The 14,100-nt window shown below is 71.8% G+C and carries 9 protein-coding genes; 4 read left to right on the plus strand and 5 right to left on the minus strand.

Annotated elements, in window-relative coordinates:
• Positions 1 to 1,882, plus strand: a 1,882-nt coding sequence (locus tag JIAGA_RS34880; protein WP_169738809.1) for an LPXTG cell wall anchor domain-containing protein, incomplete at its 5' end; no start/stop codon positions are given.
• Between the two features lie 423 nt (positions 1,883 to 2,305).
• Here the strand turns inward: JIAGA_RS34880 and JIAGA_RS0103095 are convergent.
• On the minus strand, positions 2,306 to 4,774 hold the full coding sequence (locus tag JIAGA_RS0103095) for a LuxR C-terminal-related transcriptional regulator (protein WP_157552632.1): 2,469 nt from the start codon (positions 4,772 to 4,774) through the stop codon (positions 2,306 to 2,308).
• A 227-nt stretch (positions 4,775 to 5,001) separates the two neighbouring features.
• On the opposite strand from JIAGA_RS0103095, the gene JIAGA_RS0103100 reads away from it, so the two are divergent.
• Positions 5,002 to 7,764, plus strand: coding sequence for a LuxR family transcriptional regulator (locus JIAGA_RS0103100; RefSeq protein WP_084469429.1), 2,763 nt, complete (start codon positions 5,002 to 5,004; stop codon positions 7,762 to 7,764).
• Here the strand turns inward: JIAGA_RS0103100 and JIAGA_RS27215 are convergent.
• The 3 genes from JIAGA_RS27215 to JIAGA_RS27220 form a co-directional block, all read right to left on the minus strand.
• Positions 7,752 to 8,306 carry an RNA polymerase sigma factor gene (locus JIAGA_RS27215; RefSeq protein ID WP_169738810.1) on the minus strand — a complete coding sequence of 185 codons (555 nt, stop codon included), beginning with the start codon at positions 8,304 to 8,306 and terminating at the stop codon, positions 7,752 to 7,754. The genes JIAGA_RS0103100 and JIAGA_RS27215 overlap by 13 nt on opposite strands.
• A 309-nt stretch (positions 8,307 to 8,615) precedes the next feature.
• A complete protein-coding gene (locus JIAGA_RS0103110; protein ID WP_026874536.1) occupies positions 8,616 to 9,704 on the minus strand; it encodes a baeRF2 domain-containing protein in 1,089 nt (362 codons plus the stop codon).
• A gap of 49 nt (positions 9,705 to 9,753) precedes the next feature.
• Positions 9,754 to 10,059: a hypothetical protein gene (locus tag JIAGA_RS27220; RefSeq protein WP_051425633.1), complete on the minus strand. Its 306-nt coding sequence runs from the start codon at positions 10,057 to 10,059 to the stop codon at positions 9,754 to 9,756.
• 179 nt (positions 10,060 to 10,238) lie between these two features.
• Here JIAGA_RS27220 and JIAGA_RS0103120 point away from each other — a divergent pair, with 179 nt between their 5' ends.
• Together JIAGA_RS0103120 and JIAGA_RS27225 are read left to right on the plus strand one after the other, a co-directional pair.
• A complete protein-coding gene (locus JIAGA_RS0103120; RefSeq protein ID WP_026874537.1) occupies positions 10,239 to 11,387 on the plus strand; it encodes a hypothetical protein in 1,149 nt (382 codons plus the stop codon).
• A 313-nt stretch (positions 11,388 to 11,700) separates the two neighbouring features.
• Complete coding sequence (locus tag JIAGA_RS27225) at positions 11,701 to 12,342, plus strand: G5 domain-containing protein (RefSeq protein ID WP_084469431.1); 642 nt, start codon at positions 11,701 to 11,703, stop codon at positions 12,340 to 12,342.
• A gap of 73 nt (positions 12,343 to 12,415) precedes the next feature.
• Here JIAGA_RS27225 and JIAGA_RS27230 read toward each other — a convergent pair whose 3' ends face one another.
• A complete protein-coding gene (locus JIAGA_RS27230) occupies positions 12,416 to 14,071 on the minus strand; it encodes an MFS transporter (RefSeq protein ID WP_211239489.1) in 1,656 nt (551 codons plus the stop codon).
• Positions 14,072 to 14,100 lie beyond the last annotated feature (29 nt).

Below are 14,100 nucleotides of genomic sequence, written 5' to 3' on the forward strand. Positions count from 1 at the left end.
CGCCACCGAGGTGCCGATCCTGGGCACCGACGACGACGGTTACGCGCCGCACTCCTACGAGTTGACGGTCATCGCCGAGGCGCCACTGCAGTTCGAGTTCGGCGACGACGGATCCGATCCCACGGCCTGCCCGGGTGAGGGCAGCAGCGACCCGCACGCGAACACGGCGTTCAACAACGTCTCCACGCTGAGCGACGAGGCCGGCCTGGAAGAGGACGACGACGCGTGCGCCGAGCTGCCGTCGATCGACATCGACAAGACGGTCAGCGCCGGTCCGACGGCCAACGGCGACGACACGTGGACCATCACGTATGACCTAGTGGCCACGAACGACGGTGCCGGCGATGGTGACTACACCATCACCGACCAGCTGCGCTACGGCGAGGGCATCGTGGTCGAGGACGCCCAGGTCGTCACCACGCCCGACGGGGTGACGGCGTTGGAGTCGTGGACCGGTCAGGGGCCGGCGGACGACCCGGCGAACGTCATCGCCGAGGACGTGCCGCTGGCCGCGGGCGGGGTGCACACCTACCAGGTGCAGGTGGTCTTCTCCCTCGACTCCGACACCCTCACCGAGGAGTCGATGAGGTGCCCGGAGCCGGATTCCGGCGAGAACGGTGGGCTGGCCAACAGCACCGGGATCGAGCACAACGACCTCACCGACGACGACGAGGCGTGCCTGTCGCTGGGTGAGCCGGACCTGGACAAGTCCCTGGTGTCCGCGGAGCCGGTCGGTGACGGGCAGTGGCAGGTCGTCTACCAGTTGGTGGTCAACAACCTGCTGCCGGGGGAGACCACCTACGACCTCGAGGACGAGCTGCTGTTCGGCGAGGGTGTCGAGGTGCACTCCACGCAGGTGACCGAAGCACCGGCCGAAGCTGAGGTCAACGACGACTGGGACGGCATCGACAACCTGGTCATCGCCGAGGACGTCCCGCTGGCGGGGATGGACGACGAGTCCTACGCGCCGCACGTCTACACCATCACGGTGGTCGCGGACGTGCCGCCGACCTTCGAGGTCGACGACGACGGCGCGACGCAGGCGGCGTGCCAGGACGAGCCGGGCGCGAACTTCGAGAACGGCGGGCTGAACAACGCCGCCACCCTCACCACCGAGGGCGGCGACGAGCTCACCGACACCGACTGCGCCGAGCTGCCCTCGGTCCACCTGGACAAGACCATCGCCTCCGGCCCCACGGCCGGCAGCAACGGTCAATACACCATCACCTACGAGCTGGAGGTCACCAACGACGGCGCCGCCGACGGCACCTACGTGCTCAGCGACCAGCTGCGCTACGGCGAGGGCATCGACATCGTCGACGTCACCGCGGCCAACACCGAACCCGGTGACATCCCGGTGCTGGACACCTTCACCGGGCAGGGCACGGAACCGGACGCCGCGCAGAACACCATCACCGCTGACGTGGTCATCGCCCCGGACGCCACCCACACCTACCAGGTGAGCGTCCTGGTCACCGTGGACCCGGAAACCGCCACCGCGGACTCCGTGCGCTGCGCCGACGACCCCGGCGACGGCGAAGGCTCGGGGCTGCTCAACGTCGGGCTGCTCGACCACAACGGACACGACCTGGACGCCGACGCCTGCGCACCGGTGGACGTCCCGGACCTGCCCGACGGCGACGACACCGGCAACGACAACGGCGACGACAACGGCGGCGGCGACAACGGCGGCGGCGACAACGGCGGCGACAACGGTGGCGGTGGGGACGGCGGCGACGACGACCTCCCCGACACCGGTAGCGGCACGTCCGTGCTGCTGCTACTCGCCGGCGGGCTACTCATCATCGCCGGCGGCACCGCACTGGCCGCCACCCGCCGCCGCACCACCGGCCAGACAGGCCAGGGAGGCCTGACCAGCTGAGCACCACGCACCAACCATCACCACCCGGCGCCCGGGCCCCCACAACGGGGACCCGGGCGCCACCGCGTGTGCCACCTGACCGCTCGGACGCACCTCACTCGCCAGAGGGCCGTATGGAGCAGCGAAACGACCACGGTCCGGCCGTCGGACGAGTGAGGTTGCGTTAGACGAGTGAGGTGCGTCACCTGATCGTCGTTGTGACGCCTGATCGCCGGAGAACGGACGATCAGGTGTCGTCGGCGGGGGAGGCAGCGGTAATAACGCACCTGATCGTGTCCGGATGGTGGATGCGGACCGATCAGATGACCTCAATGCGCTGATCAAGGCGGCAACGTCACTTGATCATCGCGGGCGCCGCAGCCCGACGGCTGACGGGGAAACGGCAACGCCGCGATGCGTCGCGAACCGGGCAGCCGAAACCCGTCACTCCGGTGGTAACAGCGCCAGCGCCCGCGCCACCCGGACCGCCTCGTACCGGTCGGCGACGCCGAGCTTGCGGTAGATGGAGCGGGTGGTGGTCTTCAACGTGTTCGCCGACACGAACAGGCCCTTCGCGATGTCGGCCAGTGTCTCCGGCCCGACGAGCGCGGCCAGCACCTGGCTCTCGCGCTCGGACAGCGCCGGCAGCGACCCCGTGTTGGCCCGGTGCAGCGCCGCCAGCTCGGTGACCAGGGCGTCGGGTGGCCCGTCGAGGCCACCCCCGGTCATCGCTTCGTGCAGCGCCGGCAGCATCAGGACTGGACGCCGCGACTCGGTCCGCTCGAGCAGCGCCAGCAGCTGATGGATGTGCGACTGCGGATCGGCGCCGCGTTGCAGTGCGCTCTCCGCCCGCAGCGCGTGCAGGTCGGCGCGCAGGGTCAGCGGCAGGGCGCTTGCCGTCGCGTCCACCGCGGCGAGCTCGCGGTCGGCCGCCAGCGGGTCCAGCGCCGCCAGGTGGGCGCGGGCCCGGGCGGCCGCGAGGACCGCCTGGTGCCCGGGTGGGGCGACGGTGCCGTCCAGCTCCACCAGGGCGGCCTTCGGATCGTCGCGGGCGATCAGGGCGAGCGACCGCGCGACCGAGGCCAGCAGCCGGTTCAGCGGTAGCCGGTTGCTGGGGTAGTCGTCGCCGCAGAGCAGCTCGGCGTGGCCGGCGGCGGTCTCGTCGCGGCGCAGGACCGCCAGGACCGCCCAGGCCGTCGCCAGTCGCGCCGCCGGCGGCACCGCGTCGCGTTCGAGCCGGCGTTGCGCCTCGTGCAGGACCGCGGCGACGCCGGAGGTCCGCCCGAGCTCCAGTTCGAGCAGCCCGCGGGTGAGGTGGACGTGATCGGTGAACTGGTTGCGCGTCCACCCGTTGCGCTCGGCCAGCTCGGTTGCCGAACGCACCTGTCGGCGCGCGGCCGCGAGGTCGCCGCGCAGCACGGAGGTGTAGGACCGCAACGCCTCACAGTTGGCCTCGTGCCAGGAAGTTCCGGCGTGCCGGGCCGCGGTGGCCGCGGCGCCCAGGAGCGACTCGGCCTGTTCGATGTCGCCGTCAGCCAGCCGGTTGGCACCGGACTGCCAATCAAAGTAGATCAGCCGGTCGGTCAAGACGCGCCGGTCGTCGTCGGTGGCCGCATCGATGAGGCGCCGGCCGGACTGCTCGGCGGTGCGAGCGGCCGCGGAATCACCCCGTCCGCGTCCCAGCACCATCTGGAACGAGCGGATGGTCAGCAGGGTGGCACTGAGTCTCGTCTGGTCGACCTGCGCGTCGGCCTGCGCCACGCGGTGCGCGAAGGTGGCCAGGTCCGGTGGCGGTGCCAGCGCCGAGACGGCCGCGAGCAACAGCAGGACCGGGTCGCCGGCCAGGATGTCGTCGGGCAGGGTGTTGACGGCCGGCAGCAGGTCGCTGAACTGGCCTCGGGCGACGGCGGGCTCCCAGCTGGCCCGGACGACCCCGCCCGCGGTCACCTTGTCCAGCGAACTGTCGACCACCAGCGGCAGTGCGTCGCCGGTGCGGCCGCGGGCCACCAGGATGCGCACCGCCTCGGTGAGTAGGTCCACGCGCCGGCCGGGATGCCGCAACTCCAAGTCGGCCAGCAGGCTGCGGCGGAACGGCTCGGGCAGCCGCCAGTGCGTCTCGGAGGCATGGATCAGCCAGCCCGAGGCGGCCCAGCGGTCGATGAGCCGGGCCGGCGCGATGAGCTGCTCGGCGGGCGTCGTTCCGTCGAGCAACAGGGCCAGCACGGACGCGTCGAAGCGGGGGGCGGCGGCCGCCGTCGTGAGCAGGTCCCGCTCGTCCGGCGCCAGATCCCCGAGCACCTCGACCCGGACGAACCGGTCGGTGAGATCACGTAACTGCCGCTCCGACAGCGCGGCGTCGGGGCGCCGCGATCGCAGCGCGGCGACCACCAGCGTCGGCCAGCCGTCCGTCAGCCGCCCCACCTGGGCGACGTCGTCGGCGCCGAGGGGCACGTCGAGCCGCGCTCCCAGCTGGCGGATCTCGTCGGCGTCGAACAGCAGGTCCTGGGTGCCGATCACACGGACGGTGCCGTCGAGCACACGCTGCGCCGTCACCCACGAGGGCAGCGACCGCGAGGCGACGATCAGCCGCATGCCCTGCTCGTAGGCCGAGCGCAGCGCCGCGCGGGCGGCGTCGTCCAGCTCCGTGAAGCTGTCGGCGACGACTACCGCCGGCTCGCTACCCACCGTCCGCGACACGACCTCCGGATCGTCGCCCGGGCCGAACCGCCGGACGTCAGCGGCGCCGAGCAGGTGGACAGCGTGGTCGAGCAGCACCGACTTACCGATGCCGGGCGGGCCGTGGACGAGGGTCACCGGTGCCGCGCCGTCACCCGTCAGCGCATCGGCCAGGTGATTGCGAAAGAGAACCGGCTGATGGTGCGCGCGACTGTACGGTCCCCCCGAAATGCCCATGAAATTCTCCTTCGCACCGGCGCCCGACATACCCGCCCGTTTCTGGGACGCAGTGCTGTTGCCGATCGTACATTCACCCCGAGTATCACCCCACATTCCACCCCCGGCCTTTCGTCACAGGTTCGTCGCAATGCCGTCCTGGGTACGTGCGGGTCGGCGATGCTAGGACCAAGATCGCTACATGGGGGGCCCGGCGATGGCGGCAATCGCAGGGTTAGGGGACCTGGGTGGATATCGAAAAGCGCGACCAGATCATCGGTCGCGAAAGAGAAGAAGGCAGGATCCGAGGCGTTCTGTCGGGACTGGCGGCGGGAACGGGCGGCGCGGTGGTCGTGGAGGGGCCACCTGGCGTCGGCAAGACAGCATTGGTGCGGGAAGTGGTGCGGCAGGCCCGTGCCGGAGCGGTGCCGGGCCTCGGCGAGACCGCCGTCACCTCGGTGGTCGGTTCGGCGGCGGAGACCGAGTGGCCGTACGCCGGCCTGCACCTCGTGCTGTCCGCGGTGGTGGGGTCGCTGGAGCCGGAACAGCGGGAAATGGCAGCGGACCTGGTGGACGGGTTGACCAGCCGGCTGGACGGTACGGCCAGTGCCTACGAAGTGGCCGTGCGGGTGCAGGGGATGGTCAGCCAGCTGCCACGGCCCGTCGTCGTCGCCATCGACGACGCACACCGGCTGGACGCGCCGTCACTGGACGTGCTGGGCTTCGTGGCTCGCCGGTTGGGAACCGTCCCGCTGGTGCTGCTGATCGTCGTCGACCAGGCAGACGCCGTGGCACCGTTGCGTGGGCTTCCGGTGCTGTCTGTCGGCGAGCTGAGCCCTGGCGACGCGGCCGATCTCGTCCGGCGTGCCGGCGGGTCGCACACACTGCACAGCGTGGCGACGCGGATCGCCGCCCGGGTCGGCGGCAACCCCCGGGCGCTGCTGGACGTGGTCGGCCGGATCCCCGATGTGCAACTACTCGGGCAGGTCGAGCTGGACCGTCAGCTGCCGCCGTCGCCGGTGCTGCAGGAGTTGCAGTTGCCTGAGCTCGGCTCGCTCGACGACGACCAGCGGTTCGCGCTGATCGTGGCGACCGGCAGCGAGGACGGCCGGCTCGCTCCGGTGCTGCAGGCCCTCGGTGCCCCGGACGCGCCGCACGTCGCCTGGCTGTTCGCCGAGCACATCAACCGTACCGACGGCACGTTCACGCTGAAACGTCCCGGAGTGCGCTCGATCATGTGGCAGGCCGCGACGCTGGCCGAACGGGACCGTGCGCACCAGGCGCTGGCCGCCGCGTACGCCGGCGTCGACCCGGGCCGGCAGTTGTGGCACCTGGCCCAGACCCGGCATGAGGCGGACGACGGCCTCGCCATCCAGCTCGACAACGCCGCGGCCGACGCGCTGGCCCGTGGCGAGGTGGAGCGGTCGCTGGCATTCGCCCGGGAGGCGGTGCGGCTCACCGCCAAGCCGGGTGAGCGGATCGTCCGGCTGTTGCAGGCCGGCCGGTTCGCCGTCCTCGCCGGCCGGCTGGACGAGGCGGTGCACATCGCCCGCGAGCGGTTCCGCCTGGACACCACGGTGGAGCAACGCGCCGACTTCGCCCTGCTGGAGGTCCAAGCCCGCAATCTGCTCGACGGCGAGGTGGCCACCGGCCTGGTGAGCCGGCACGCCGAGGAGATCGCGGACATCGACCCGAACCGGGCGGCGGCGTTGTACCTGGCCGCGGCGAACGGCCTGGCCGGACGGATGGAACAGGCCGAGGCGGCCCGCTTCATCGCGCTGGCCGCGCAGTACGGCGACGCCCTCGACGCTGCCACCCGGGCCAGTCAGCGCCGCGTGGCCGCCGTGCTGGCGTCGGTCAGCGGCGAGCTGGAACACGCCGTCGAGCTCGTCGACGCCGACCAGGACGCTCGCGGTGACCTGTTCGCCGTCGCGACGACGTCGCTCACCCATGCCGGTGTGCTGATGAACGCCGAGCGGTTCGACCGCGCCCGCAGGCTGCTGCGCGCCGTCACCGGTGGGGAGTTCGGCGACTCGCCGCTGTTGCTGCGCGCCGCGTTGTCCGGGCTGGTGCAGCTGGAGCTGCGGGCCGGGCGGTTGCGCGAGGCACGGGCGGCGGCCGCGTGGTGGGACCGCGTGGATGCCGACAGCGCGCACCGGGCTCTGGTGCCGGCATACATGATCAAGGCGCACGCATACCTGGGTGAGGACGAGGCGGCGTGGGAGCGGCGTCGGCAGGCCGTGGACGGCGCCCGCCGGCACGGCGATTCGTGGGCGAGCGCGGTCATGCAGGCCGAGACCGGCGCATTCCTGCTACTCCTCGGCCGGTTCGACGAGGCGCTGTCGGTGCTCGACCACGCCCGCCGGTACGCGTTGGAGCACGCCGACCCGTCGTTGCTGGGTGTGGAGCCCGACTTCATCGAGACGTGCGTGCGCGGCGGCGAGCACGAGCGTGCCGTCGCTGCCTTGGCCGAGTTCGAGCTGCGGGTGGCGCGAGTGCCGACGGCGTGGGCGCGGCACACGCTGGCCCGGTGCCGGGCGCTGGTCAGCGAGAGCGAGGAGGCCCTGCAGCTCTTCCGCGCCGCGGTCGAGACCGATACCGAACTGGTTTCACCGGTCGAGCAAGCCCGCACGCTGCTGTGCTTCGGCGAGCGCCTGCGGCGGTTGGGCCGCCGTACCGAGGCGCGAACCTGGCTGCAGCGCACCGTCGTCGTGGCGCAGGAATGCGGAGCCGCGGCACTGGTCGACCGGGCCGGTCAGGAGCTCGGTGCGGCCGGTGGCTCGGTGCCGGCGACAGCGCGGCTGTCCGACCTCACCGACGCGGAGCGACGCATCTCCGCCCTGGTGGCGAGCGGGAAGCGCAACCGGGAGATCGCTGCGGAGCTGTTCGTCTCGGTGCGCACCGTGGAGGCTCACCTCGGGCGGATCTTCCGCAAGCTCGGCATCCGGTCGCGGACCGAACTGACCGGCGTGGTCGTAGCTGGCGACGACGGCGCCGCTCAGACGTCGTAAGCGGCGCGCTGGTGGGCGAAGTACGCCGTGCGCAGTGCCTTCCGGGCCCGGCTGGCCAGGCTTGACACAGCGTTCGGTGTCATGTCGAGCGACGGGGCCAGTTCCGCCGGGGAGTATCGGTCGACCTCCAGCTGCCACAGGACGCTGCGCCAGCGGTCGGGCAGTCCTGCCCAGGCCGCGGCGATGTCGTCCAGCTGGGACCCCGGCGACGGCTCGCCGACGATGTCGCGCGGGTCGACCTCGGCGGTGACCACCACGCGCTGCTGCCGGGTGGTCTGGCGGAAGGCCAGGCGACGCACCGTCGAGAGGAGGTAGCCGAGGAAGGAGTCGTCGGGTCCGCCGCCGCGACGGATGGCCCGCCATACGGTGTAGAACGCCTCCTGGACGACGTCGTCGGCCTCGTGCCGGTCCGGCACCATCCGACGGGCAGTTCTGCGGGCTGTCGGTGCGAAGCGCTCGTAGAGTTCGGCGAAGGCGTCGGTATCCCCCTTGCGCACTCTGAACAGCAGTTCGTGTTCGTCATGTGTCCCACCCCTGATCACGGATGAAACGGTCCCGCCATGCGGTATTTCGGCGCATCGTGGTAATCCACACGCTTTCCTACGTATGCGCGCGACGCTGGATGCGCATTTCGGGCATTAATTACCAAAAGGGTCGAATGGGCGCGGTGATGGTGGTGGCGCCACCGGCTTTCGAGAAAACTCGACTCGGCCGCGTGCGGATCGTGGCTTCCCATGTCTCTTTATGAGTGACGGGCGAGCGAGCCGGTGCTCGTCCGTCGACGGGGGATCAGTCGCTCCGCTCCCCGAAGCCCCCCTTCCGGGAGCGGAGTGGCCCGGTCTGTCATACGTCTAGCTGTCAGGGACGTCCCAGCGCAGCATCGCGGCGACACCGTCGTCCGGGAGCAGGGTCGGCCCGGCGAACACCGCCTCCGCCGAACCCGGTGCCGCGGCCGCGAGCACCAGCAGATCGGCCCGAAGCTCCGGAGCCGACCGAGCGGCCGCCGGCAGCGGCACGTCCGGGTGGTCGGCCGGCCGCACGGTGCGCTTCCCCGCTGTGTCACCGTCCAGCACCAGGGTCTCGATGCTGCCCTGAACGGCCGCGTCCAGCACCTTCCCGACGCCGAGCGCGACAGCGTTGTGCCGGCCGATGTGCTCCTCCAGCCGCCGTATCGTGCCGAGCTGGCGGTCGACCACGGCCGCCCGCACCGCCGCGTCGATGTCGGCGTGCAGCTTCTTCGCCGAACTGTCTGCCCGACTGCCGTGTTCGGCCTCCACGAGGCGGCGCGCCACCGCCGGGCCGACCGCCGCCCGGATCTCATGCCGGGCACGGGGGTCGCCGGCCAGGACGACCAGCGACGGCTCCGCGGCACAGACCTGCTCGATCGCCGCGCTCACCTCCCGGGCATTGCCCCGCCAGACCTCCTCGGTCCGGCTCTGCAGATCCGACCGGGCCATGCCGCCGTCGGGGACCTTGGAGATGTGCTGGTGCGTTCCCTCGACCGTCCGGGTGAGCTCGGGTTCCTCGCCCCAGGCCCGGTAGCAGTACAGGTCGGCACCGACGCGGTCCGCCACCACCACGACGACCGGTGCCGTGGCGTCCCGGTACGCGAGCCACGCCGTCACGTCCGGCAGCGGACCCCAGGTGAGGACCTCGTCGCCGGCCCAGTTCGGTAGGGTCTCGTCGATCTGGACGCCGTCCGCGGTCGCCACCACGAAGCGCCCGGCATCGCCGGGCACCCGTGCGGGTTCGAGCATCCGGTCCAGGAGCGCCTCGCTCACGTCAGCCGGAGCGCCGGCCTCGGCGAGCCGGCCCCGGGCGGCCCGGGCGCGCAGCTCGAACTGCTGCCTGGCGTCCTCTGTGGTGCGGCTGACGTCGAACAGGGCGCTGGCGAACGGACCTTCGTGCTCGAGCAGGCCGGCCAGGGTGGTCAAGTGCATGCGTCCTCCTCCGGTGCCGGCGGGCATCCGCCGGCCGTCTCGGGCGCCGTCATGGTTCGTCGGTGACATATCCGGTCGCGGCGTCGTCCGGTTCGGTGTAGTCCTCGGGCAACTCGGCGTCGAGGCGGTCCTCGAGCGGCTGGCCCTCAGCCTGTTCGCGTGCCGTCGTGCCGTAGGCGTCGACTGCGGTCGGGGCGTCCGTGGGTACGGCCGGCACTTCCGGCTCGGGCACCTCGCCGCTGCCGGGACTGCTGTCGTCGGCGACGTCGGGCACGCCGGCGTCCTCGAGCGGACCACCCGGATCCCGGGTGTAGTCGGCATCGGGATCCAGCGGGTCGTCCGGGCGCTGCGTCATCGCGGTGCTCCCTCCTGGCGACGATCGGAGGATGTTCCTCACCCATCGGCTACCCGACGGCTGGACCCTGAAACGACGCGTGACTGGCCGCCAGGGCTACGCACCAGCCGGAATTCGACGAAGGGCCGGCTCCTCTGTGCGACCATGGAGCGGTTTCGGGTCGAGCCGGGAGGATCGCCGTGACGCGGTCGCGCACGCATCGTCGGTCTCTGGTCGCCGCCGTCCTCGTGCTGTTGGCGGGCGCCGGCTGTGGTTCCTCGTCCGACAGCGACGACCCGGAGGCCACGGCGACGCCGGACCCGTCCACGTCCACGACCGGTGGGCCGGCCGACATCGGGTTCAGCGGCATCATGAGCGTCAGCGCGGTTCCGGGCGCGCCGACCATGCTGGAGATCCGCGACCCCGACGACCTCGCGGGCGCGCCCAGGGCCAGTGTCCCGCTGCCGGACGCACCGTCGAGCGTGTGGAACCGGTCCTCGTTCTCCGCCGACTGGCAGTACGCGGCGTGGGGCGACGATCCCATCCGCGTCGCGCGCTTCGACCCCGGTGCCGGGGAGTACACGGAGCTGTTCACGCTGGAGCCGGGCGCGGGCGGCTACGCGGGTGGCGACGTCGAATACGGGAACGTCGCGTTCACCCCGGGTGGTTCGACCCTGTGGGTCGAGACGCAGCGCGGCGACGACGTCGTCCTGGCCTCGCTCGAGGTCACGGCCGACGCGACGGCCGACGACCTCACCGACTCCGCGCTGCGGCTGCCCGGCGGCCGGCTCGGTGCCGACGACCCGGAGTGGCGGTTCGCCAGCACCGGCGAGCCGGTCCTGGTCACCGAGGACACCCAGGTGGCCATCGGCGCCGGCGGCGACACCTCCGGCCAGCCGGGTGACTGGCGTGCCACCTACTGGTTGGACGAGGCCGGCGGCGTCGTGGAGCCGGCCGTGTCCGTCTGGGCCGAGAGCAACGTCGAGGCCGTGTACACCGAGGAGCTGAGGCTCGGGCCGGCCGAGTTCGTGGTGGTGGCCCACGCCCCTACCGAAATCGGCTTCGACGACGGTGCCGACGCCGCCCGCGAGCACGGAGTGGTGGCGCACGCGACCATCGACCCCGCGGCCGAGACCGCCGCCCTGCGCCCGCTGGTCCCCGTCGGCGGCGAGAACCAACTGGCGCTCTGGTCGGTGGTGGCGCCGGACGGGACGCAGGCACTCATCTGCATCGCCTCCGCGGAGGTCCCAGATACCGGCACCGCGTACCTGGCCGACCTGGCCGAGGGCGAAGAGCCGCGTGAGGCGGCCGACTGCGGCCGGCACACGGAACCGCTCGGCTGGTCCTGACGGCGCTGCGAGGCGGCTCAGCGATGGAGACGACCACGGTCCGCTGGACGAACGGCCGGACCTGCACGAGCGGGCCGCCGCGATCTTCAGCGAGGGCTGGCCGGAATTCATCTTCCACGACCCCGTCGCGTGGTGCCGGGCGGGCTCGCGCCCCTGACTGTTGACCGCGACGCGGGCCGGGCCGAACTGATCGAGCCCAACGCCTGGATGCGCCACCGTTGACCCCATGATCGTCGAGGAGTACGGTCGGGGCTTCGCCGGATGATCAACAACCAGTGGGGGGTGTTGGCCGGCGGATGAAGCCGGGGGGCTCATGACTGTCGAAGCCGCGCGTTCACGTGCGCTCTGTCGATTCATTACCACCACGTTCGTCCTCGCCGCGCTGGCCTTGGCCGGCTGCGGTTCCGAGGATTCCACGCCGGTCGGCGCGCCGGCTTCCGTCCCGCCGGTCACCGCCACACCGGAGCCGACGCCCACACCCACGCCGACCCCGACGCCCGTGGTGACGGTCGAGGCGGTCACCGAAACTGAGGCGATCCCCTTCGAGCAGCGCACCGTCGAGGACCCGGAACTGGACCTCGGCACCAGCGCGATCACCACCACCGGGGTCGACGGCGTGCGGACCCTGACCTACGAGGTGGTGTTCACCGACGGGGTCGAGACGACGCGGACCCTCGTTGGCGACGAGGTGACCATGGCGCCGGTGGACGAGGTGACCACGATCGGGACGTACGAACCGCCGCCGCCGGAGCCCGAACCGGAACCCGAGCCGGCGGTCGAGGAGGCGGCGGGTGGCTGCGACCCCAATTACAGCGGCTGCGTGCCGATCGACAGCGACGTCGACTGCGCCGGCGGCAGTGGCAACGGCCCGTCGTACGTCAACGGCCCGGTGAACGTCATCGGCACTGACATCTACGACCTGGACGCCGACTCCGACGGCGTGGGTTGCGAGTAGGCGCCCCCGTTGACCTCGTTGATCATGTTCCCTCACGGACGCTCGCGGACCGCGAGGGAACATGATCAACGGGTTAGCCGTCTCCGCGGTGGGCGCGTGCCGCGGCGCCTGAGCCGGCGGGTGCGCGGCCGGTCCGGCGCGCCGGCCGGGAATGTGCCGTGCGGCGGGCCGGCGTTCCGATACGGGCAACCGGCCGCAGGTCGGGCCGGGTGTCGATGCATGCCTCCGCCGGCCGCGGCTGGTGCCGTCGCGCCGTACGAGCCCGCAGACCCCGGCTGAGCAGCCCCGGCCGGGCCGGGGTGAACCCCGTCACCGGTGGCTGACCGGCACTCGCCGGTTGACGTGGCAGGACGTAGACGACCCCGCGGCCGGGCCGGTCGCGCAGGATGACCCGCGGTGCCAGCCGGCCGCGACGCGCCAGCGCCGCACCGACGATCAACGCTCCCAGCAGCGGCCCCGAGCCGCAGGCCATCATGGCCGCGTGCGCACCGTGGGTGTGTGCGATCCAGCCGATCAGCGTGCCGGAGCCGGCCTGTGCTCCGAAGAGCACCAGGATGTACAGCGCCATGACGCGCCCGCGCATGGTGGCGGCCACCGCCGTCTGGACCATGGTGTTGCCACCGGTCAGGTACAGCAGCGACGCCGCGCCGACGGCGACCAGCAGGACGCTGAACGCCACCAGGGAGCCGATCATCCCGGCCGTCATCTGCAGCAGTCCGAGCACTCCTGCCGTGTAGACCAGGGTGCGCAGCCGTAGGGTCCGGCGCCGGGTGGACGCCAGCGCGCCGATCACCGCACCGGCGGCGAGGCACGAGTTCAGCAGGCCGTAGCCGCCGGAGCCGATGTCGAACACCTCGTCGGCATAGGCGGCCAGCACCGTGGCCAGGTTGATGCCGGTGACGGCGACGAAGCCGACCAGCACGACCGACCACAGGATCTCCGGTTTCTCACCGACGTAGCGCAAGCCCTCGCGCAGCTGACCCCGGCCGCGGGCGATGGCAGGTGCTGGTGACAGTTCGGCCGCCCGCATGGCGATCAGGAGCAGGACCGCGGTGGTTCCGGCGGCGCTGTTGACTACGAACGCCCAGCCCTCGCCGACCAGCGCGATGCCGGCGCCGGCCAGCGCCGGGCCGATCAGCGCGCCCATCTGGAACACCGTCGAGTTGATGCTGATGGCGTTGCGCAGATGCTCGTGGCCGGCGACCTCCGGGACGAAGGCCTGACGGGCGGGGTTGTCGACGACGGTGGCCAGGCCCAGGAACCCGGCGCTGGCGAGGATGTGCCAGGGCTGGATCGCGCCGGTCAGCGTCAGGACGCCGATCACCAGTGCGGACAGCGCGAACAGCGACTGCGTGACCATGAGCAGCCGGCGCTTGTCGAAGCGGTCGGCGATGACACCGCCCCACAGCCCGAACAGCAGCATCGGGCCGAGTTGCAGGGTGACGGTGAGGCCGACCCAGGCGACGTTGCCGGTCAGGCTGAGGATCAGCCAGTCCTGCGCGACGCGCTGCATCCAGCCGCAGGTGTTGGTGAGCACCTGGGAGGTGACGTAGAGGCGGTAGTTGCGTACCCGCAGCGAGGCGAACGTCTCGGCCCAGCGGACCGGTTCCGGTGGCGTCGTCGGTGCGGAGGTCCCCGGCCGGGGCTGCGATGCCGCGGCGGCGGGGCGGGTATCTGAAGGGTAGGCGGCTTGTGAGGTCGATTTCAGGGCGGTGGACGCCGAGCTCACGGTGATGTTCCTTGTGGTGCGATGACGGA

Source organism: Jiangella gansuensis DSM 44835, from assembly GCF_000515395.1.
GTDB lineage: Bacteria > Actinomycetota > Actinomycetes > Jiangellales > Jiangellaceae > Jiangella > Jiangella gansuensis.